We start from the raw sequence: 21,457 nt of genomic DNA on the forward strand, positions 1-21,457 counted from the left end.
GCCTTCTTTTTTCACGAGGTTCTTCAGGCCCACGAATTCCGGTCCCATCTGGACCTTGGCCTTGATCCACTCGGGCTTGCGTTCGACCGGGACGGCTTTGTTGCGCTGTTCAACGCGCAGCAGCTTACGGCCTTCAGGTGCCAGGGTCACTGGAGTGCTCCTTCGGGGCTGGATACGAGTGCTTCTTCGTGCTTGCGGAACTCTTCCACGAAGCGCTCAGCAATGTCGGCCGGATTGATGGTCCTGCCGGTCTCAATGGACATGGTGGTGACGCTGGCGTCGGTGATGCCGCACGCGATGATCTGTGCGTAGGGCGCGAGGTCGTTGCTGCAGTTGATGGCCACGCCGTGCATGGTGACGCCGTCCAGGACGCGAATGCCGATTGCGGCGATCTTGCGGTCCGGACCCTTTTCGTCGGCGAGGACCCAGACGCCTGCCCGGCCTTTGACCCGCGTGGCCTTGATCCCGTAGTCCTCCATGATCGCGATCATGACGGCTTCGAGACGCTCGACGTAGTCACGGATCCCGGCACGGTATTTCAACTTGAGGATGGGGTAGGCAATGAGCTGGCCCGGTCCGTGCCAGGTCAATTTGCCGCCACGGTCCACCGGAACGACGGGAGTGCCGTCAAACGGGCGCTCGTGGTCCTCCGTGAGCTTGCCTGCCGTGTAGACCGCGGCGTGCTCAAGGAGCAGGACGGTGCTGGGTTTCTCGCCGGCAACAACCTTGTTGTGGAGTTCGCGCTGGATATCCCAGCCCTGCATGTAGTCAACGAAATCCGGGGCAAGACCCAGCTGTGAAAACTCAAGAGTCATGGGGACAAGCTTAGACCCCGCCGGGCGCAGGCCATGATTTTGTGGCCAAGCTCTCAGTCGTACTCGGCCGGGTTGCGGGGCTCCGGTCCCTGGCCTGTGGATAACTTCTGCGGCAATCCGCGATTTCCGGTATTTGTTGAGGCATGGAGACTTTTTCGCCAGGCGGGAGCGGCCAAGACCAAGACGGGGCCGTGCCCTCCCAGGGGACCGAACCTTCCGAACCCGTGATCCCGGGTTTTCTTCCGGTCCGTGAGCTGGGCCGCGGAGGGAGCGCCACGGTGTGGCTCGCAACGGAGCAGCGGTCGGGAAACAATTTCGCCGTGAAATGCCTCGACCGGAAACCGCCGATGGTTGATTCATGCGAGTCCAAGTCATCCCTGCTCCGTGAAGTGCAGCTTCTGTCCCGGCTGGACCACGAGCACCTCGTGAAGGTCCGTGGCGTCGTTGAGTTGGCAGGATCCTTTGGCGGCGGCTTGGGCGTGGTCATGGACTACGCCCCCGGGGGATCGCTTGCGCAGTTGGTGTCCAGCAGGGGGCGTCTTGGCGTGGGCGAGACGGTGACTATCCTGACGCCCCTGGCGCATGCCCTGGCCTATCTGCATCGCCAAGGCATGACACACTCCGATGTCTCGCCCGGAAATGTCCTCTTCACCGCCCAAGGGAAGCCGCTCCTCTCGGACATGGGCATTTCCCGCGTGGTGGGGGACGCCTCGGGGGTCCCAGACTCCGGAACCCCCGGATTCGTGGATCCTGATCCGATTACCCCGGGGACCGCGGAACTCCAGCCGCAACGCGACACCTACGCCCTCGCCGCCCTTGGCTGGTATTGCCTCACCGGCTCCGCGCCTGACACTGCGGCCCGCCGGCCGCCGCTGACATTGCTGGTGCCCGCGGTCCCCACAGCCCTTGCCGTCGCCATCGAGGCCGGGCTCCATCCCGACGGGGAGCAGCGGCCTTCTGCGGCCGAATTGGGTGTTGCCATCTACAGGAGCGCAGCGCCGGAAGCCGTGGACCTTTCTGCGTCGGTGCATGCGACGGTTGTTCCTGAACTGATGACCCGGCGTCGGGCTTCTGATCGCCGCTCGAAGCGCGCCCGCATCGCGGTGCTTTTCAGCCGCTCCCGCCCGCCGGGGGTGGGCCACAGGCACCGGCGGGCGGTAGCTCCGGCTTCCGCCCGACGGCGGGTGGCGTCTCTTGTGCTCGCCCTCGGGGTAGTTGTGGGCGCCGGATCAGGAGCCGCAGTGTGGTGGGCTGGCACAGTGTGGTGGGCCGGCGATCTGGGACCGGGAGCAGGGCCGCCGACGCTTGGCGCGGCGTCGACGACTGGCCAGGAAGACCGGAGCGCGAACGAACCGGGCAATACCCGGCAGGGAACCGTCCTCGACGGGGTTCCCGCGGCGGTACTGGGCCAGATCCGATCCGAAAAACCGGAGGAAGCCATCAGCGGGCTGTCTGCGATCCGGGACACAGCGTTGAGTTCCGGCAAGTTCGAGTTGTTGGACCTCGTCAATGTACAGGGCTCAGCGGCTGCAGCCTCGGATGGAAAGCTCAGGGACGAATTGATCGGCGCCGGCTTGGTTCTCGCGGGCTTTTCCACCATCTTGACGAGCGTGAGAGTGGAAGGCGTTCCCGACCCGGACCGGGCGACGGTTGCTGTCACGGTGGCAACCTCGGCTTATGAAGAACGGGACGCCGCGGGGACGGCCGTCCGGGCGCGTCCCCCGGGCAAGCCACAGGAACTCAGGCTGGTCCTCCAGCGCGGCGGGGGCTCGTGGAGGATCACGGAGATCCTGGCCAAGCAGCCTTAGGGGCTCATTTGCCGCCGTTTGCCACCCATCGGGCGGCGTCCGCCAGCGCGGGGTGCTGCCAGGCAAAGCCTGAGTCCATCAGCCTTGCCGGTTCCATGCGCTGGTTGGCAAGGACAAGTTCCTCTGCCAGATGGCTGCCAAGGGCGAGGCGCAGGGCCGGGGCGGGTACGCGCAGGAACGCCGGCCGGTGCAGGGCAGCCGCCAGTTGCGCAACGATCGCGTTGACATCCGCGCTTTCGGGGGCGCACACGTTGACGGGACCTTCAAGCGACGAGTTGAGCAGGTATTCGAAGGCTGAGACCTCATCCACCAGGGAAATCCACGGCCAATATTGCCGGCCGTTTCCCAGCGGTCCGCCCACGCCCATCTTCAACAACGGAAGGAGCGGCCCCAACGCTCCGCCATCAGGGCTGAGGACCACCCCGGTACGCGGTGTCACCACCCGTACGCCGGCAGGTGCCGTATGGGCGGCGGCCTCCCAATCGACGCACAGGGTGGCCAGCATGCCTTTGCCTGGCCCTGCGTCCTCCCGGAGCAGGCCGGCGCGGGACGAACCGTAGTAACCCGACGCCGACTGGCTCAGGAACGTTCCGGGCGGAGTGCCCAGCCGTCCCATGGCAGCCGTGAGCGTTCTTGTTGTCCGCAAGCGTGAGTCGATGATGTCCCGCACTCGCGCCTTGCTCCAGCGGCGCTCCCCGATGCCTGCCCCGGAGAGGTTGACCACGGCGCCTGCGCCGTCGAGTACCGCCTCATCCAGTTGGCCCGCGGCCGGATCCCAAAATGCCTCATTTGCCCCTGCAGGCGGACGGCGGACCAACCGCACGACGTCGTGCCCGCTGCCGAGGAGACGCGCGGAAAGCGCGGTTCCAATGAATCCTGAAGCACCCGATATCACGATTCGCATGCCTCATCTCATCATGGCGAGCGTCACTTCGGCATTACGGCAGGCCTCAAAAGGCTCGCTTCACCTTTGACTATGATCGAACAATGACCTCCTCCAGCTACTTCCGTTTCCCGCATTTGCACGGTGATTTGATCACTTTCGTGGCCGAAGACGACGTTTGGATTGCGCCCGTGGCCGGAGGCCGCGCGTGGCGGATTTCGGCCCAGCAGCTCCCTGCACGCAATCCCCGCTTCACCCCGGACGGCAAGCGGCTCGTCTGGACGACGATCGTGGGGGCCGCTCCCGAGGTGGTGACAGCGAATGTCGACGGCGGCGGGTACCGGCAGTTGAGCTACTTCGGCCACGGCACCACCAGGGTCAAGGGATTCACCTCCGCAGGCGACGTCGTAGTCACCACGGCCTTCGAACAAGCCGAGGGGCGGCACACCCACGCCTACGCCTTGCCGCTCGACGGCGGCCCCGCCGTCGAGCTTCCCTTCGGCCCCGTCGAATCAGTGGCATTCGGCCCGGAAGTGGGGGACGAGCGTCCCGTGGTCCTTGCCAGCGTGCTTTCCCGCGAGCCTGCCTGGTGGAAGCGGTACCGCGGCGGCACTGCCGGAAAACTGTGGATCGACGCCGACGGGAACGGCGAGTTCGCCCGCTTGGTTCCCGCGCTCGACGGGAACCTCGCGGACCCGCTGTGGGTAGGCGGACGGATCGCCTTCCTTTCGGACCACGAGGGCTACGGGAATCTCTACTCGCTGCAGCCGGACGGTTCGGACCTGCGCCGGCACACCGATCACGAGGACTTCTACGTCCGGCACGCTGCGAGCGACGGCAAGCGGGTCATCTTCGAATCGGCGGGTGAGTTGTGGATCCTGCCGACGCTTGAGGCCGACGCCGAAGCGGTACGGCTGGACGTCAGCCTGGGCTCGGCATCCCAGTCGCGGCGGCCCGCTCCCCTCAAAGTCGCCGCTCACTTGGGCGAAGTCTTCCCCAACGCAGCCGGTTCGGCCAGTGCGGTGGAATCCCACGGAACCATCCACTGGCTGCGCCACAAAGACGGACCGTCCCGCGTGGTCGAAGCGACTCCCGGCGTGCGGGCAAGGCTTCCCCGGCCCCTCATTGACGGTCGCATCGCCTATGTAGCAGACCACGACGGCGTCGATTCCATCTATATCAAGAGGATTGCCCCGCGTTTCTCACGGCCGGCCGTCGAGGCGCCAGTCAAGGACGCAGTACCGGCGCCACACGAAGCTGAAGAGGCCGCGGCCGGACAACTGCCCCGCCCCGTCTCGGCATCAGCCATTGCGGGACAGCCCGCGACGTCCGAGGTTCGGGTGCCGCAGCCGCACACGGATATTGCTACGGCGTCCGCGGATACTGAGGCCGCCCCTGTCAGCACCACAAGTGGCGGGGCCGAAGAATCACCGATCGATTTCCTGCGGATCGATTTTCCCAGGGCGGCCCGTCCAAGCGCCCTCGAAGCCAGTCCCGATGGCCGGTGGCTTGCCGTGGGTACCGCGTTCGGAGACGTCTACCTGGCCGACACTGCCAGCGGCACCTTGTCGCCGCTTGTCAGCGTGGGGGATGGCAGCATCGACAGCCTCGCCTGGTCGCCGGACTCGCAATGGCTTGCATGGTCCGAGCCTGTGACATCCTTTGGCTCGCGGAGCAAGTTGCGCATGGTCAACATCGCCAGCCCGGAAGACGTCGTGGATGTCACCGACGGCCGCTTCTGCGACGAATCGCCGGCATTCACTCCTGACGGCAAATTCCTGGCGTTCCTCTCGAACCGCAGCTTTGATCCCGTCTACGACGGCCATGCCTTCGACTTGTCGTTCCCCAGCCCCATCAAGCCGTACCTCGTGGCACTCGCCGCAGCCACTCCATCTCCCTTCGGCCCGGTAGTGGATCTGCTGGACGAGGATGAAGACGCACCACCCGCACAGACGAACGGCGCGAAGGACGGTGTGGGAGATGGTGCCGGGGCGACCGTCAGGGTCCATGTGGACCTTGAAGGGCTGCCCTTGCGCGTCATCGGCGTCCCCGTGCCGCAGGGCAACTACTCGGCGCTTTCGGCTTCCAGCGGCGCATTGCTGTGGCTCGACACCCCGCTCTCAGGTGTCACGGGAGACGGCCGAGGCAAGGTGCAGGACAAGGCGCCCGCTCCGGCTTTGGTCCGCTACGAGCTTTCGAAGCAGAAGCAGGTCACACTAGCCTCCGCGGTTGAGCGTTACCGACTTTCCGGAGACGGCAAGAAACTGGTCTTCGTGAACGACAAGCAGGTTATCGCCGTACCGTCCGATACCAAGGTTGAAGAAGAATCGGGCGAGCTCGTCAAGGTTGAGCTGAACCGGATCCGGGTAGTCATGGATCCTTTGGCGGTGTGGGGGCAGGCCTTCGACGAAGCGTGGCGGCTGCAGCGGGACTTCTTCTGGACGGAAGACATGGCGGGCCAGGACTGGGATTCGGTGCACGCACGGTACCGGCCCGTCGTCGAACGCCTCGGCTCGCACGACGACTTGGTGGACCTTCTGTGGGAACTGCACGGTGAGCTGGGCACTTCCCACGCGTACGTGCGTCCGGCGGCCGTGGGCGAACCCGGGAGCAATGGACAGGGCCGGCTCGGCGCCGACCTCAAGCTCACGGAGGCCGGCTGGGAGATCACGCGGATCCTCGCCGGAGACTCTTCCGACCCCCTCGCCAACTCGCCGCTGACGCGGCCGGGATCCGACGCGAAGGTGGGCGACGTTGTCCTGGCGATCGACGGCGTCGGGCTCTCCGCAGACCGTACTCCCGCCAAACAACTGGTGGGCGCAGCGGGCCGGACCGTGGAACTCACGCTCCTGAATGGCGCTGGGCACGGCGAGGCGGCCGGCCAGCAGCGGCGGATCGCCGTTGTTCCGGTAAAGGACGAGGAACGCTTGCGGTACCAGGAATGGGTGCACGCCAACAGGCGCACTGTGCGCGAGGCCTCGGACGGAAAGTTCGGCTATCTGCATGTCCCGGACATGATGGCCAACGGCTGGGCGCAGCTTCACAGGGATCTTGATACCGAGACCGCGCTGGACGGCTTGATTGTCGACGTACGCCGGAACCGTGGCGGCCACACCTCCCAGCTCGTGGCTGAACTGATCGGCCGCAAGGTCACCGGGTGGAGCATGCCCCGCGGCGAAAAGCCGCGTACTTATCCGCATCACGCTCCGCGCGGCCCCGTCATTATCCTCGCCGACGAATTCGCCGGCTCGGACGGTGACATCATCACGCAGGTGTCCAAACTCCGCGGCATCGGCCCGGTCATCGGCACCCGGACCTGGGGCGGCGTCGTGGGCATCGACAACCGTTTCGCCTTGGCTGACGGCACCGGCGTGACCCAGCCTCGCTATGCCACGTGGTTCTCCGGTGGCATCGGGTGGAGCGTGGAGAACTTCGGGGTTGAGCCTGACATCGAAGTGGTGTTCCCGCCCCACGCCTATGCGGCCGGCACCGATCCCCAGTTGGAGTACGGGATCGGGGCCCTCAAGGAAATGGTGCAGGAGCTACCCACAGACCGGCCACCCCTGCGTGCAGGCTACCGCAAGCTCCGCCCGGCTGCGTTGCCCGCGCGGCCGCAAAAGGGCTAGCCGGAGGCCCACAAGACGAAGTCCCCGCCCTTCCGGAAGGAAAGGCGGGGACTCGCTTTTTGGACAGGTTTCGGACGTGTTGCCGCTAGGAAGCGAGCGTGGCATCCAGCGTGATCGGCGTTGCCCGGAGTGCCTGGGATACCGGGCAGTTGACCTTGGCGTCTTCGGCGAGGCGCTGGAACTCTTCTTCGGAGACACCCGGGATGCGTGCGCTCACGGTCAGGTGGATGCCCGTGATGCCTTCGCCTGGCTGGAAGGTGACATCGGCCTTGGTGTTGACCTCTTCCGGCGTGAAGCCTGCGCCTGCGACGCCGTTGCTGAAGGCCATCGAGTAGCATGCCGAGTGTGCGGCAGCAATCAGCTCTTCGGGGCTCGTCTTGCCCTCTGCGGACTCCGCGCGGGCCTTCCAGGTGACGTTGAAGGTTCCGAGCCCGGAGCTGTCCAGCGTGGTGTTGCCGGCGCCTTCGATCAGGTTGCCGTTCCATACGGTGTGTGCGGTGCGTGTTGTTGCCATGTCCACTCCTCAGCGTCGTTGCGAATTGGCATCCGGATACCGGATGCCACCGGGTTCAATCCTAGGGAGTCGACGGCGGCGGCGCACCGCTTGTCCGCTCTCAGAGGATTGTGACTGCCACGGTTCAAGCGGTAACGGCTTAAGCGGCAACGGCCGCCCGGACGAAAGGTCCAGGCGGCCGCTCAGTTTGCTCCAGCCAGCGATTATCCGGGATTACTGCCAGATCGTGGCGATGGCGATGTTGATCAAAGCCAGGCCGCCGACGCCGTGGGCCAATCCCGTAGAGACCGGTTCGCCCTTCTTGACCTTGCGTGAGCCAATGACGGCGAGAACGGCCACGGCGAGGCCGATCGCGAACTTGATGCCGAGCTTGAAGTAGTTGGGATCGGCATTGGGCAGCATGGGCAGGATTCCCATCATGGCAACACCGGTGATCAGCTGCACGAAGGCGCCATCGCGCTGACGCGGGTGAACGGTCGGCTGCTTCATGGTGGCGATCCAAAAACCCACGATCATGGCTGCGCCGACGATGTGCAAGAACAGCAGGACGTTGAAGAGGATAGTCATGGCTCCAGCTTAGCGAGAATCTTCTACGTGCCGTAGCAAAGCCACGGAGCAATATCCTGGCATGAAAAACGGGAAGGTCCCGGCGGTTTCCCGTCGGGACCTTCCCGTCGTCGTGATCGCGGACTCAAGCGCAGTCACACGGTGCGTGCCCTCACGTGATGACTGGTACTAGAGGCCCAGGTCGGCTTCGAACGCGCCTTCCTCAAGGCGGGCCTTGAGGGTCTGGAGGAAGCGGCCGGCGTCAGCACCGTCAACCAGGCGGTGGTCGTACGTCAGGGACAGGTACATCATGGAGCGGATGGCGATCGAGTCATCGCCGTTCGCGTCGGCAACCACGACCGGTCGCTTGACGATGGCACCGGTGCCGAGGATACCCACCTGCGGCTGGTTGATGATCGGCGTGTCGAACAGTGCGCCGACAGAACCGATGTTGGTGATGCTGAAGGTACCGCCGGACAACTCGTCCGGACCGATCTTCCCCTGGCGGGTACGGCCGGCGACGTCGGCGATCTTGCCGGCCAGGCCGGCAAGGTTCAGGTTGCCTGCGTCGGAAATGACCGGGACCAGCAGGCCCTTGTCGGTGTCCACCGCGATCGCGAGGTGTTCCGCGTTGTGGTAAGTGATTTCCTGCTTGCCTTCGTCGTACGCGGCGTTCAGCTTGGGGTGCTGCTTCAGGGCTTCGGCCACGGCCTTGGCGATGAACGGCAGGAAGGTCAGCTTGACGCCGTTCTGGGCCTCGAAGGAGCCCTTGGCCTTGAGGCGGAGCTTGGCGATCTTGGTCATGTCGACCTCGTGCACCTGGGTCAGCTGCGTTGAGGTTTCGAGGGACTCGCGCATGCGGCGGGCGATGACCTGGCGGATGCGGGGAGCCTTCTCCACGGTTCCGCGGAGCGAGGAGGCCGCCACGGGGGCGGCAGCAGGCTTGCTCGGGGCTGCGGGAGCTGCCGGGGCGGGTGCGGCGGCTGCTGCTTTCATTGCGTCGGCCGCGGCGAGCACGTCCTGCTTCCGGATACGGCCACCGACGCCGGTGCCCGCCACGGTGGTGATGTCGACACCGTTCTGGTTGGCAAGCTTCCGGACGAGCGGGGTGACGTAGCCCGACTCGGTCGAAGACGCTGTGGGTGCGGCAGCCGGCGCCGGAGCTGCGGGCGCCGCGGCAGCCGGTGCTGCTGCTGGTGCGGGGGCCGCCGGTGCCGGTACGGATTCAACAACCGGTGCCGCTGCGGCGGGTGCTGCTGCTACGGGTGCCGGTGCAGCCGCGGGTGCCGGTGCTGCCGCGGCGGGCGCCCCGGAGCCGATGACGGCAAGAACGGAGCCGACCTCGGCTGTGTCGTCCTCGTTGACGCGGATCTCGAGCAAAGTGCCGGCCACGGGGGAGGGGATCTCGGTGTCGACCTTGTCGGTGGAGACCTCGAGGAGCGGCTCGTCCACCTCGACGGTGTCGCCGACGGCCTTGAGCCAGCGGGTTACGGTGCCTTCGGTGACGCTTTCGCCCAGGGCGGGGAGAGTCACGTCGTGACCCGATGCCTCACCGGAAGCTGCGGCGGGGGCGGGGGCGTCTTCGGCTGCGGGAGCCGGCGCAGCTGCGGGAGCCGGCGCGGCTTCAGGGGCCGGTGCTGGTTCCGGAGCTGCCGGTGCTTCTTCCACCGGTGCGGCTGCAGGCGCGGCAGCGCCGTTGCTGCCGCTGCCGATCCGAACCAGGGGAGCGCCGACTTCGGCTGTCTCGTCTTCAGCTACGAGGATTTCTTCGATGATGCCGGCAATAGGAGACGGGATTTCAGTGTCTACTTTGTCGGTGGAAACTTCGAGCAGGGGCTCGTCGACTTCCACTCGGTCACCAACCTGCTTGAGCCAGCGAGTGACGGTGCCTTCGGTGACGCTTTCACCAAGGGCGGGCAAGTTAACGGATTCAGACATGTCGTCCCCGTTCTCCTTATTGATCTTTAGTGCGGATGAGTGTTGCCTGCTGGGGTCCTGCGCCCGCAGTTCGTGCGGGCGCAGGACCGGGTGTCTTGCGTAAAGACTTAGCCGTGGAGCGGCTTGCCTGCCAGCGCGAGGTGGACTTCGCCCAGGGTCTCGTTCTGCGTCGGGTGTGCGTGGATGAACTGGGCCACGTCCTCCGGGTGTGCTTCCCAGTTGACGATCAGCTGTGCTTCGCCGATCTGCTCGCCCATGCGGGAACCGATCATGTGGATACCGACGACGGGACCGTCCTTCTGGCGGACGACCTTCACGATGCCGCCGGTGCCCAGGATGGAGCTCTTGCCGTTGCCGGCCAGGTTGTATTCCTGGGTCTGGACCTGGTCCTCGCCGAACTTCTCCTTGGCGCCCTTTTCGGTGTAGCCAACGGTGGCGATTTCAGGTTCGCAGAAGGTGACCTTCGGGATGTTCACGTCTTCGACGACCACGGGGTTCAGGCCGGCGATCTCTTCGGCGACGAAGATGCCCTGCTGGTACCCGCGATGGGCCAGCTGAACGCCCGGGACGATGTCGCCGACGGCGTAGACGTTGCCGACGCCGGTGTGCAGGCGTTCGTTGGTGATGACGAAGCCGCGGTCGATGGTGACGCCTGCCTCTTCGTAACCGAGGTTGGCGGTGACGGGGCCACGGCCTACGGCAACCAGGAGAAGATCGGCTTCGAAGGTCTGGCCGTCGACCAAGGTGACCTTCACGCCGTTGTCGTCCTGCTCGACGCCCTGGAAGAAGACGCCGGTGCTGAACTTGATGCCGCGCTTCTTGAAGGCGCGCTCAAGGTTCTTGACGATGGCGGTGTCTTCGTTGGGAACGAGGGAGGGGAGGCCCTCGACGATGGTGACGTCGACGCCGAAGGACTTCCACACGGAAGCGAATTCGACGCCGATGACGCCGCCGCCGAGGACGATGACGCTCTTGGGGATGTAGTCCATGGTCAGCGCTTCATCGGACGTGATGACGCGGCCGCCGATTTCCAGGCCGGGGAGGGAACGGGAGTAGGAACCCGTGGCCAGGACGATGTTCTTGCCCTTGTAGGCTGTGCCGTTCACGACGACGGTGTCGGTGCCCTGCAGCTTGCCTTCGCCTTCGATGACCGTGATGCCCTTGGACTTGATGAGTCCCTGCAGGCCCTTGTACTTACCGGCGACGATTCCGTCCTTGTAAGAGTTCACGGCTGTGATGTCGATGCTGTCCAACGTGACGTTGACGCCGTACTTGGCGGAATCGCGTGCGTGGTCGGCCAGTTCGGCCGAGTGCAGCAGTGCCTTGGTGGGGATACACCCGTTGTGCAGGCAGGTGCCGCCGAGCTTTCCCTTCTCGACGAGACCAACGGTGAAACCAAGCTGAACGGCACGCAGAGCCGTGGCGTAGCCGCCGCTGCCGCCACCGAGTACCAGGATGTCGAATTCTTGCGCAGTTGCCTGATCGGCCACTAGGACGCTCCCTCGCGTGAGCGATGACACGCGACTACGCGTCATCTGGTCTTGGAACTTGTACTGCCGCGATTATGCCAGCACCGAAGTTCTCTTGCATTTGTGACTACCGTGGTTCACCTTAGCGAACCACTTATCCATGCTCCACCCTGCCGAGGCTTTTGTGGGGCGCTTGTGGCCAGACTCACGTCGGGCCGTGGGGCCGGTCATAAACCGGCCCCACTTGGGGACTTGCTTAGGCCGACGCCAGCACGTCTTCGACGTAGGCGAGCAGCGTCCTGACGGTGCAGCCGGTGCCTTGCTTGGGCGTGTAGCCGTAGGGGCTGCCGTTGTTGAAGGACGGGCCGGCGATGTCGACGTGTGCCCAGGGGATCTGCTTGCCCTCGGCATCCTTGCCGACGAACTCTCGCAGGAACACGGCCGCGGTCATCATTCCGCCATGGCGTTCGCCGATGTTGGCGATGTCAGCAACCTGCGAGTCGAGGCTTGCCCGCAGTTCTTCCGGCAGCGGCATCGGCCAGATGAGCTCGCCCGCGCGGTCTGCCGCGGACTTGAGGGCGCCCGTGACGGCGTCGGAACCCATGACACCGGCAGTGCGGTCGCCGAGGGCGATCAGCTGGGCGCCTGTCAGAGTCGCGACGTCGATGATGGCATCCGGCTGCTCGAGGCTCGCCGCGACCAGTCCGTCCGCCATGACCAAACGTCCCTCGGCATCGGTGTTAAGGACCTCGACCGTCTTGCCGCCGTACACGGTGAGGACGTCTGCCGGCCGCTGTGCAGCGCCGGACGGCATGTTTTCGGCGATGCAGAGCCACGCGGTCACCTTGACGGGCAACCCGAGTCCCGCGACTGCCAGGACAGTATTAAGTACGACGGCGGCGCCCGCCATGTCGCTCTTCATGTCGCCCATGCCGAGGGCCGGCTTGATGGAAATGCCGCCCGTGTCAAAAGTGATGCCCTTGCCGACAAGAGCGATCTTCTTGGTGGCCTTGGCCGGGGAATATTCCACCTTGACGAGGCGGGGCTGGCGGGTTGAACCCTTTCCAACGCCAAGGATTCCGCCGAAACCGTCCTTTTCGAGGCGCTTTTCGTCCCACACGGTTACCTTCACGGGCAAACCCTTGGAGAGTTCCTTGGCAGCTTCGGCAAAGGACTCCGGGTAAAGGTGGCTCGGAGGCTGGTTGACCAGGGTGCGGGTGGCGTTGACCGCGCGTCCGACGAGCAATGCCCGATCGAGCGCGGGCTGGAGATCCTTGCCGTCAAATGCCGTGTGGATCAGGACCTTGCCGACCGGATCCTTGAGGCCATCCTTGCTGGAGCGGTGCTCCGTATAGGAATAGGAACCCAGCACAGCGCCTTCGGCGACGGCCGCGACGTCGGCGAGGGACGCCGTCGGGAGGGCCAGCGTCACGGACGACAAACCGGCCAATTGGCGGACGGCCGATCCTGCGGCCCGGCGCAGGGTTTCCTCTGCGAGGAGGGCGTCGTCGGCGACCTTGCCGACACCTGCCAGGACGAGGACGCCCGAACCGGTCTCCGGAAGACCCGGCAGACGGTGTACCTGATCGGCTGCTCCCGTGATGCCGAGGAGGCCCAAAGAAGCCGCGAGGGTTTCCGCGGCCTTCGCCCCCAGCGGGTTCCCGAGCAGTACCGGTCCGCCTTCCCCCTGTCCGACGGCTATCACGAGTGCGTCGCTGGGCGACTTCTTCAGGTCCTTGGCGATAGTGCCAAGGGTGATGTCTGTAGTCTTCACCACGAGGATTTGTCCTCATCTCTCTCTGCATGGCTTGGCCGGGCTGCATGTTAGGCGCCCGGCCCTGGTACCCGTCCGTTGTCCGCTTGTGACAACGTCCGTGGTTGCTTGGGTCCGCGCACGGCGGCACGTCTCGATCGTAGTCTGTCTGCCGCGCCGGAAAGCAATTAAATGAGAGTTGCGGCACATTGGCCGACAGGAATGCGCGGCCCGTCCGGGGCGTTGTACCAATACATGGAGCGTGGCAGGCCGCCGAGGCATGTGCCGCGGTGTGCAGCCGCCTGCTCCTCCAAGAATTTGAAACTGCGAAAGGAACATGCCGTGTTTGAACGGATTTCCGGCTCACTCCTTGACCCTGAGTCGCTCTACGCGAGCAACATCGAGCTCTTCCACAGCCCGGAAATCAGGGGCCTCAACATGCTGATGGGCTTCACGGGATTCGCTGATGCCGGCCACGTGGTCCAGCAGATCAACCGGGAACTGCTGGATACGCTCGAAGTCGAAACGGTGGCTGTGTTCGACGCCGACCAGCTCATCGACTACCGCACGCGCCGTCCCCACATCAGCTTTGTCGAAGACCACCTTGAGGACTACAAAGCACCCCAACTGGCGCTTTACAAGCTGAATGACGGCTTGGGCGAGCCGTTCCTGTTGCTTGCCGGTTTTGAACCGGACCTCCAATGGGAGCGTTTCGCGCGCGCCGTCGTCGGGATCGTGGAGAAACTGGACGTCAACCTGGTGACCTGGATCCACTCCATTCCCATGCCGGTTCCGCACACCCGCCCGGTCGGCGTAACCGTGCACGGAAACCGCCCGGAACTCATCGAGGGCATTTCCACATGGAAGCCGACTGTCGAGGTTCCTTCGGCCATTGGCCACATCCTGGAACTGAGGCTCATCGAAGCCGGGCGGAAAGTGGCCGGGTACGTCATCCACGTTCCGCACTACCTCGCGGATGCCGAGTACCCGCCCGCTGCGGTGGCGGGACTGGAATACCTGGGGGCGGCCACGTCCCTGATGCTGCCGACGGACCGCCTTCGTGAGGCCGGCAGGGAAGTGGGCAGGCAGATCGCAGAACAAGTGGAAGCATCCGAGGACGTCCAACAGGTGGTTTCAAAGCTGGAGTCCCGCTACGACGACAAGGCCGAGGGAACCGTGCGCCGTTCCCTGCTCGCCGACGAGAACGACGAACTGCCCAACGCCGAGGACCTGGGCGCGGCGGTTGAGGCGTATCTCGCGCGTAAAGATGCGCGCCCATAAAGCAGCTTTAATGCAGCCCCGGGCATAATGGAAGGGTGAACGCACCCCGCGCCTGGCTCATTTGGACGATAGGGGTGCTTGCCTACCTCGTGGCAGTCGCCCAGCGCACATCCTTTGGTGTGTCCGGACTGGAGGCTACCGAACGGTTCCATGCCAGCGCGGCGGCTATTTCTTTCTTCACTGTGCTTCAGCTGCTGGTTTATGCGGGCCTCCAGATACCGGTCGGACTCTTGGTTGACCGGTTCGGCTCGCGCGCCATGATTGCCAGCGGTGCCGTGCTCATGGGCCTCGGCCAACTCCAGTTGGCTTATGCCGACGCTGTTCCGGCGGGCGTACTCGGCCGGGTTCTCGTAGGCGCCGGTGATGCGATGACCTTCGTCTCCGTGATCCGCCTCGTGCCGATCTGGTTCGCGCCGGCAAGGGTTCCGCTCGTCACACAGCTGACCGGAATGTCGGGCCAGCTCGGCCAGCTCATCAGTGTGGTGCCGTTCGCCCTGGTCCTTCATTCGGCCGGCTGGAATACGGCCTTCCTCGCGTTGAGCTCGTTGTCCGCGCTTGCGGTCGTCCTTGTCCTCGCCTTGCTCAGGGACGTTCCGCCGGGTCACCCGCCCCGGGAGAGCGCCCAAGGGCTACGCGCCACAGGGGTGACCCTGGCCCGTGCATGGCGGCAGCCCGGGACGCGTCTGGGACTTTGGTGCCATTTCACTGTCCAGTTCAGCGGTAACGTCTTCGCCATGTCCTGGGGCTACCCGTTCCTGGTGTCGGCGCAGGGCCTGAACCCGGCCACCGTGTCAGCCCTGATGGGGCTGTTCGTCGTCACCAGCATTCTTGTGGGGCCCTTGTTTGGAACCTTCGTGGCCCGGCACCCGATGCGGCGCTCGGCCATGGTCCTCCTGATTACGGCGGCTACCGCCCTTGCCTGGGCTGCGGTCCTGCTGTTGCCGAGCAGGGCGCCCCTGTGGTTGCTTGGCTTGCTGGTGGTCGCCCTGGCCATCGGTGGTCCCGGGTCCATGATCGGATTCGATTTTGCCCGGACATTCAATCCTTCCCACAGGATCGGTACCGCCACGGGAATCGTCAACGTGGGCGGCTTCGTTGCGGCGCTCCTGACGATCTACTTGGTGGGGCTCATCCTCGACATTCTCCATACCAGCGGTTTCTCGGGCGGGGAGCTGTACGGCCTGGCGTCCTTCCGCATCGCATTGAGCGTGCAGTTCGTGTTCCTGCTCGTGGGTACGGTCTTGATCCTCATGACCCGCCGCAAAGTACGCCGCCAGATGGCGGCCCAGGGCGTACACGTCCCGCCGCTCCTCGTGTCGCTGGCGAACCAGCGCCGGCGCCGCGTGGCTTTGCGCCGCGAACGGCTCGCAAAGCAGCGAAGCTCCACGCCGTAGCCTGCTTCCGCGGTGTTCCTCCACAGGCACTGACGGACACCTTTGTCCACATACGGCAATTGAGGCCTGCCGTCGCCCGCTCTTGATGCCGATGCTGGATTCATGACAGCAGACAACCGTGTGACCATCTCCCGGCCCGAGGACATCCTCGGCTTCATTCCCCACGCCTTGGGACTTTGGCCGAAGGAGAGCCTCGTCGCGATCACAATGCGCGGGCAGACGCTTGGTGCCACCCTCCGTTTGGACCTTCCTCCCGAGAGATCCGAACGTGTGCTTGCCGGGTACTCACGGAGGATCGGTGAGTATCTGGAAGCGGACCCTGACGCAGACGGCGTGCTTTTGGCAATCTTCAGCGACGACGGTTGGGACGATGACGGCGTCATGCGCGGCCACTTGCGGCTCCTGGAGGCCCTGGACCCCGTCCTGGCCCACCGAGGCGTGGCGCTGCGGGATGCCTGGTTCATCGGCTCCGACTACTGGCGGAGCGCATTCTGCACCGACCTGGAATGCTGTCCTCTTCCCGGGCGTCCCGTGGACCAGATCCTGGACAGCCGGCTCAACGCGGAAATGGTGTTCAGGGGAAGCAACGTCAGGAAATCGCCCCGGTTGCTGGGGCCAGGGGACCAACCTGTCCATGATCCGGAGTTTATGCGAGTGGAAGCCGCCGTGCTTGAGGAGTTGCTCCGGCGGTGGCGGAGCCGGAAGGCATTCGCAGAAATGCTGGATGTGTGGACGTGGGTCCTCGATTCGAGCTGTCGAGGGGAGTTCGACGGCGAGGCTGCGGCGTTCCTCCGGGCGAGCCTGCGGGTCCCCGCCTGGCGGGACGCCGTGGTGGTCCTGGCTGCTGCCGGGAAAGCTGTCGCGTGCGGCGGCGCGGAAGCCTTCGGCTTCTTTGACCATGTGGACGATGGAGAGGGCGATGAAGAGGATGCCTTGGTCATTCCGCCGGGGCTCCGTTCCCCGTCGCCGGCGGTGGCCGGCAAGCCGACTGAGGCGGAGGATCTCAGTGTCTTGCGTTATGGAGACGTGCTGCTGGGGCTCTACCCGGAGAACCCTGACTGGAACCGGTTGACGAGCCTGGACCAGGTTCTGGCGAGCCTCTCCCGTCACGGCGGTGGGGAGGCACGCGCCGCTGCGCTCACGATCCGGGGATGGATTCAGTGGTGCCGGGGGAGCGGTTCGTTCGCCGACGAGCTCCTTTCGCATGCCGAAGGTGAACACCAGGGCTATCGGCTCGCGGAGCTGCTTGCCGAGGTGGTGAGGCGCGGAACGGTGTGCGGCTGGGCCAAAAGCAAGTCGTCCGCGTGGCGGAAGTTCGGCGGGGAGGTGGCGTGACCCGAAGCCTGGAGGTGACTCCGGAGCGTGCCAATGAGGGAAATCCGTGCGGTACGTAATTGTCCGCGCGGTAGCGGGATATCGACCCCCAGAATTCAAAACCGTGAGACAATGGTTGCCGAGACCCGGTTGGGTCCGTGTTTCAAGTGCCGTAAACGTCCCCTGAATTCAGGGAACATTAAGGCGCCGTCGGGAGTTTTACCTAAAGACTCTGCGGTCGGCGATGGCACTTGATGTTACAGCGGACTTGACAGGGTCATAGTGGTGTTGCCCCCATGGTGATTCCACAGACCGCCGCTAGAAAGGTTTTCTGTGACCCCGTCTTCCGCCGAGAAGGAACCCGCCGCCCTGGCCGAACTGTCCGCCGAAGAAAAGAAGGCGGCTCCAGCTGCGAAGCGTGCGGCAACGCGTGCTGCCAACACTTCGACTGCAGGTGCAGAGAAGCCGGCACCCAAGAAGCGCGGGCCCAAGCCCGGCGCCAAGGCCGCTGCCGAAGCAGCCAACAAGTCCGCCGGCGCCGACGAGGACTCCGAAGAAGAAGTCGAGGATTTTGACGCCGTCGTTCCCGACGAAGCAGAGCTCACTGAGGAAGTCGAAGAAGGCGAAGAGGGCAAGAAGCCGGCCGCGACCGGTTCCGGCTTTGTCTACTCGGATGCCGACGACGACGACGCGCCTGTCCAGCAGGTCATGTCTGCAGGCGCCACGGCCGACCCCGTCAAGGACTATCTGAAGCAGATCGGCAAGGTTGCCCTGCTGAATGCGGAGCAGGAAGTCGACCTTGCGCTCCGCATTGAAGCCGGCCTCTTCGCCGAAGAGAAGATCAACGCCGATGACGGCTCCATGGACCCGAAGCTCAAGCGTGAGCTCGAGTTCATCATCCACGACGGCAAGAGGGCCAAGAACCACCTCCTCGAAGCCAACCTGCGCCTTGTGGTCTCCCTGGCCAAGCGCTATACCGGCCGCGGCATGCTGTTCCTGGACCTCATCCAGGAAGGCAACCTGGGCCTGATCCGTGCAGTGGAGAAGTTCGATTACACCAAGGGCTTCAAGTTCTCCACCTACGCCACATGGTGGATCCGCCAGGCCATCACCCGCGCCATGGCTGACCAGGCCCGTACCATCCGCATCCCCGTGCACATGGTCGAAGTCATCAACAAGCTGGCACGCGTTCAGCGCCAGATGCTGCAGGACCTTGGACGTGAACCTACGCCTGAGGAACTGGCCCTCGAACTGGACATGACTCCCGAGAAGGTCGTTGAAGTCCAGAAGTACGGCCGCGAGCCCATCTCGCTGCACACCCCGCTTGGCGAAGACGGCGATTCCGAATTCGGCGACCTCATCGAGGACTCCGAAGCCGTTGTACCGGCAGACGCCGTGAGCTTTACGCTCCTCCAGGAGCAGTTGCACTCGGTGCTCGATACCCTGTCCGAGCGTGAAGCAGGCGTCGTCGCGATGCGATTCGGCCTTACCGACGGCCAGCCGAAGACTTTAGACGAAATCGGCAAGGTCTATGGAGTCACCCGCGAACGCATCCGTCAGATCGAATCGAAGACGATGTCCAAGCTGCGCCACCCCTCGCGGTCGCAGGTCCTGCGCGACTACCTTGACTAAAGCAAGGGACGTGCCTTAACCGGCACAGCCCGTCAAAAAAGTGGACCTCCGGAATTCCCGGGGGTCCACTTTTTGCATCTAAGGGCTGTTCCGTTCGAGCGCTTGGCCGAGGATGCGGGCACCTTCCGGGAAGGCGGAGGGGTTGGGTCCTGCGTAGTTGAGACGGATGAACGGGCCCGCCGATTCGGCCGGGAACCATTCGGTACCGACCGCGATCATCACCCCGGCGCTCTCGCAATCACGGGTCAGCTTTTCGAGGTCCGTGCCGTCGGGCAGGCGTGCCCAGAGGTTCAGCCCTCCCTTGGGGATGAGGCTGAGGTGCGCCTGCGGCACGTGCTCGCGCAGGCTCGTGACAAGGAGGTCGCGGCGTGACTGGAGCTGATGGCGGAGGCTGCGCAGATGCGTCTGCCAGGCCGGCTGTGTGACGACATCGAGTGCCGCGGCCTGCAGCAATCCGCTGACATACATCGACTCGGCCGCGCGGTCCGCAAGGATGCGTTCGCGGGCGGGGCCGCGCGCGATGACGGCGGCAACGCGGATGGCGGGTGAAACACTTTTCGTGAGGGAACGTAGATAGACCACGTGGCCGGAGTCGTCACGTGCGGCGATGGGAACGGGCGTCGACGTGATGCCGAAGTCGTGGGCCCAGTCGTCCTCGACGAGGAACGCGCCGTACTCCCGGACGACGTCCAGGACTTCCTCACCCCGACGGGTGGACCATTGCGCTCCGGTGGGATTGGCATAGTTCGGCTGGGCGTAGAACAACCGTGCGCCCGTCTCCTCAAAGGCCCTGGCCAATTCTTCCGGGTCCGGCCCATCGGCTCCGCTGGGCACCGGGACGATGCGGACTCCGGCTTGCGTCGCGGCCAGGATGGCTCCCCAGTAGCTCGGGGATTCCATCAGGAGGGGCTGCCCATGGCCGACCAACGCGGTGAAGATGGAGCTGAGGCCGCCTTGGCTACCCGGCAGCACGATGACGTCGCTCGGTGTCGGCGGGGTGAGCCCTGCCGGCGTCGCGGTGCCGAGTTCGTGCGCGAACCAGGACTGCAACTCGGGAAGCCCTGCAGCGGGTGGCCGGGACAAAGCAGCATCGCCCCGGGCCGCCCGGGCGAGAGCGGCCCGCACAAGCCGCTCCGGCAGGAGTTCGCGGTCAGGGTATCCGGAGTGGAAGGCGATGGTGTCATTTGAGGTGTTGCGCATCGTGCTAGAGGCCGAGCGGGGAGGCGCCTGCGGTGCTCGGAGCGCCGCAGTCTGCCAGCCGTAGTCCGAGGGGCGGGCCGTCCGGACGGCTCGTACGAAGGTCCCGACGCCGGGCCGGCTCTCGATCAAGCCCTGCGAAGTGAGCGCTTGCAAGGCTTTCTGCACCGTCACGGGACTGGCCTGGTACTCGGCAACGAGAGACCGTGTGGACGGCAAGCGGGATCCCGGCGCGGCCCGGGCGATCCATTCACGCAGTCGCGCCGCAATCCTGGAACTGCTATCGTTGTTCATGAGAGACAATAGTAGCGCTACTACGCTTATTCGCCCAGTGATACCGTCCAGCTCCGCCACGGGCCTTTGGTGGGGCCTCCTGGGAGTAGCGGCGTTCTCGTTCACCGTTCCCTTCACCCGTGTGGCGGTTGGTGGCTTGTCGCCCCTGTTCATCGGCTCCGGCCGTGCCGTCGTCGCGGCGATACTCGCTGCATTCGCCCTCTCGCTCACCAGGCAGCGCCTTCCGCGAGGCAAGCAATGGGCGCGGCTCGCGGTGGTCGCCGCCGGTATTGTTATCGGCTTTCCGTTGCTCACGTCGTTCGCGCTGACGACGGCGCCGGCCAGTCATGGTGCCGTCGTCATCGCCCTGCTGCCGGCAGCAACGGCAACCGCCGCAGTGCTTCGCGGGCGTGAGCATCCGCCTGTCGCTTTCTGGCTGGTCACAGCCGTAGGGGCCGTTGCGGCCATTGCATTCGCATTTGCCCAGTCCGGTGGGTTCGGGCAACTCAACTGGGCGGATGTGCTGCTCCTCGGTGCTGTCATTGCCGCGGCGATCGGTTACGCGGAGGGTGGGCTGCTCGCCCGCGAACTAGGTGCATGGCAGACCGTATCTTGGGCGCTTGTCCTGGCGTTGCCGTTGATGGACGGCCTGACAGCGCTCTCCATGGCCCAGCAGCCGCCGTCAGCCTCGCCGGTCCAGTGGGCTGCTTTTGCATACCTCGGAGTCGTCAGCATGTTCTTCGGCTTCTTCGCCTGGTACCGAGGCCTCGCCATTGGACCCATGGCCAAGGTCAGCCAGGTACAACTCATCCAGCCCGTGCTGAGCATTCTTTGGGCAGGGCTGCTGCTCGGCGAATCCCTGGGCTGGGCCACGATTATCGGTGGGCTGGCTGTCATCGTCTGCGCCGGCGTCGCTGTCCGGGTCCGGCTCAATCCGCAGCCCGCGGAACAAAGCCGCTGAAGCCCAACAGAACCCCAAAACCGCACGTCACATAACCGCTCGTCACAAAATAG

15 protein-coding genes and 1 pseudogene are annotated in these 21,457 nt (G+C 64.9%); 7 read left to right on the plus strand and 9 right to left on the minus strand.

Going from position 1 to position 21,457, the window contains the following annotated elements; genetic code table 11:
• Both AC1DJW_RS05095 and lipB read right to left on the minus strand, forming a co-directional pair.
• Positions 1 to 150 (minus strand): annotated as a pseudogene (locus AC1DJW_RS05095) (lipoyl synthase); the annotation flags it as partial.
• Positions 147 to 815 (minus strand): lipoyl(octanoyl) transferase LipB, encoded by a 669-nt coding sequence (gene lipB, locus AC1DJW_RS05100; protein WP_476900863.1) that lies wholly within the window; start codon positions 813 to 815, stop codon positions 147 to 149. The gene lipB and the pseudogene AC1DJW_RS05095, both read right to left, overlap by 4 nt.
• A 224-nt stretch (positions 816 to 1,039) precedes the next feature.
• Between lipB and AC1DJW_RS05105 the strand changes: the two genes are divergently transcribed.
• On the plus strand, positions 1,040 to 2,623 hold the full coding sequence (locus tag AC1DJW_RS05105; protein ID WP_476900978.1) for a serine/threonine-protein kinase: 1,584 nt from the start codon (positions 1,040 to 1,042) through the stop codon (positions 2,621 to 2,623).
• 4 nt (positions 2,624 to 2,627) lie between these two features.
• On the opposite strand, the gene AC1DJW_RS05110 is transcribed toward AC1DJW_RS05105, so the two are convergent.
• Positions 2,628 to 3,527 (minus strand): TIGR01777 family oxidoreductase, encoded by a 900-nt coding sequence (locus AC1DJW_RS05110; protein WP_459343126.1) that lies wholly within the window; start codon positions 3,525 to 3,527, stop codon positions 2,628 to 2,630.
• Between the two features lie 83 nt (positions 3,528 to 3,610).
• On the opposite strand from AC1DJW_RS05110, the gene AC1DJW_RS05115 reads away from it, so the two are divergent.
• On the plus strand, positions 3,611 to 7,132 hold the full coding sequence (locus AC1DJW_RS05115) for a S41 family peptidase (RefSeq protein WP_476900864.1): 3,522 nt from the start codon (positions 3,611 to 3,613) through the stop codon (positions 7,130 to 7,132).
• 85 nt (positions 7,133 to 7,217) lie between these two features.
• Here the strand turns inward: AC1DJW_RS05115 and AC1DJW_RS05120 are convergent, their stop codons facing one another.
• From AC1DJW_RS05120 to AC1DJW_RS05140, 5 genes are all read right to left on the minus strand, one after another.
• Entirely contained in the window at positions 7,218 to 7,646 is a 429-nt protein-coding gene (locus AC1DJW_RS05120) for an OsmC family protein (RefSeq protein WP_284751992.1), read from the minus strand.
• Positions 7,647 to 7,859: 213 nt separating this feature from the next.
• Complete coding sequence (locus AC1DJW_RS05125; RefSeq protein WP_284751993.1) at positions 7,860 to 8,213, minus strand: hypothetical protein; 354 nt, start codon at positions 8,211 to 8,213, stop codon at positions 7,860 to 7,862.
• A gap of 168 nt (positions 8,214 to 8,381) precedes the next feature.
• Positions 8,382 to 10,130, minus strand: coding sequence for a 2-oxoglutarate dehydrogenase, E2 component, dihydrolipoamide succinyltransferase (gene sucB, locus AC1DJW_RS05130; protein WP_459343128.1), 1,749 nt, complete (start codon positions 10,128 to 10,130; stop codon positions 8,382 to 8,384).
• 107 nt (positions 10,131 to 10,237) lie between these two features.
• The gene (lpdA, locus tag AC1DJW_RS05135; RefSeq protein ID WP_284751995.1) at positions 10,238 to 11,620 is read right to left on the minus strand and encodes a dihydrolipoyl dehydrogenase; all 1,383 of its coding nucleotides are present in this window, start codon (positions 11,618 to 11,620) and stop codon (positions 10,238 to 10,240) included.
• Between the two features lie 235 nt (positions 11,621 to 11,855).
• Complete coding sequence (locus AC1DJW_RS05140; RefSeq protein ID WP_459341067.1) at positions 11,856 to 13,376, minus strand: leucyl aminopeptidase; 1,521 nt, start codon at positions 13,374 to 13,376, stop codon at positions 11,856 to 11,858.
• A 318-nt stretch (positions 13,377 to 13,694) separates the two neighbouring features.
• On the opposite strand from AC1DJW_RS05140, the gene AC1DJW_RS05145 reads away from it, so the two are divergent.
• The 4 genes from AC1DJW_RS05145 (at position 13,695) to AC1DJW_RS05160 (ending at position 18,973) form a co-directional block, all read left to right on the plus strand.
• Positions 13,695 to 14,633 carry a proteasome assembly chaperone family protein gene (locus tag AC1DJW_RS05145; RefSeq protein WP_390282123.1) on the plus strand — a complete coding sequence of 313 codons (939 nt, stop codon included), beginning with the start codon at positions 13,695 to 13,697 and terminating at the stop codon, positions 14,631 to 14,633.
• 35 nt (positions 14,634 to 14,668) lie between these two features.
• On the plus strand, positions 14,669 to 16,027 hold the full coding sequence (locus AC1DJW_RS05150; RefSeq protein ID WP_390282122.1) for an MFS transporter: 1,359 nt from the start codon (positions 14,669 to 14,671) through the stop codon (positions 16,025 to 16,027).
• A 102-nt stretch (positions 16,028 to 16,129) separates the two neighbouring features.
• A complete protein-coding gene (locus AC1DJW_RS05155) occupies positions 16,130 to 17,362 on the plus strand; it encodes a DUF4192 domain-containing protein (protein ID WP_390282120.1) in 1,233 nt (410 codons plus the stop codon).
• A gap of 312 nt (positions 17,363 to 17,674) precedes the next feature.
• Positions 17,675 to 18,973: an RNA polymerase sigma factor gene (locus tag AC1DJW_RS05160; protein WP_284752000.1), complete on the plus strand. Its 1,299-nt coding sequence runs from the start codon at positions 17,675 to 17,677 to the stop codon at positions 18,971 to 18,973.
• A 78-nt stretch (positions 18,974 to 19,051) separates the two neighbouring features.
• On the opposite strand, the gene AC1DJW_RS05165 is transcribed toward AC1DJW_RS05160, so the two are convergent.
• On the minus strand, positions 19,052 to 20,464 hold the full coding sequence (locus tag AC1DJW_RS05165; protein ID WP_284752001.1) for an aminotransferase-like domain-containing protein: 1,413 nt from the start codon (positions 20,462 to 20,464) through the stop codon (positions 19,052 to 19,054).
• Here AC1DJW_RS05165 and AC1DJW_RS05170 point away from each other — a divergent pair.
• On the plus strand, positions 20,463 to 21,404 hold the full coding sequence (locus AC1DJW_RS05170) for a DMT family transporter (protein WP_476900865.1): 942 nt from the start codon (positions 20,463 to 20,465) through the stop codon (positions 21,402 to 21,404). The two genes, AC1DJW_RS05165 and AC1DJW_RS05170, sit on opposite strands and share 2 nt — an antisense overlap.
• The last annotated feature ends 53 nt before the right edge of the window (positions 21,405 to 21,457 follow it).

It is taken from the genome of Arthrobacter sp. 05L417 (assembly GCF_056397865.1).

Bases quoted from the DNA above. Each gene is read 5' to 3' on its own strand.
- lipB (WP_476900863.1), bottom strand. From the start codon at position 815: ATGACTCTTGAGTTTTCACAGCTGGGTCTTGCCCCGGATTTCGTTGAC.
- AC1DJW_RS05110 (WP_459343126.1), bottom strand. From the start codon at position 3,527: ATGCGAATCGTGATATCGGGTGCTTCAGGATTCATTGGAACCGCGCTT.
- AC1DJW_RS05115 (WP_476900864.1), top strand. From the start codon at position 3,611: ATGACCTCCTCCAGCTACTTCCGTTTCCCGCATTTGCACGGTGATTTG.
- AC1DJW_RS05120 (WP_284751992.1), bottom strand. From the start codon at position 7,646: ATGGCAACAACACGCACCGCACACACCGTATGGAACGGCAACCTGATC.
- AC1DJW_RS05125 (WP_284751993.1), bottom strand. From the start codon at position 8,213: ATGACTATCCTCTTCAACGTCCTGCTGTTCTTGCACATCGTCGGCGCA.
- sucB (WP_459343128.1), bottom strand. From the start codon at position 10,130: ATGTCTGAATCCGTTAACTTGCCCGCCCTTGGTGAAAGCGTCACCGAA.
- AC1DJW_RS05155 (WP_390282120.1), top strand. From the start codon at position 16,130: ATGACAGCAGACAACCGTGTGACCATCTCCCGGCCCGAGGACATCCTC.
- AC1DJW_RS05170 (WP_476900865.1), top strand. From the start codon at position 20,463: ATGAGAGACAATAGTAGCGCTACTACGCTTATTCGCCCAGTGATACCG.
- AC1DJW_RS05165 (WP_284752001.1), bottom strand. From the start codon at position 20,464: ATGAACAACGATAGCAGTTCCAGGATTGCGGCGCGACTGCGTGAATGG.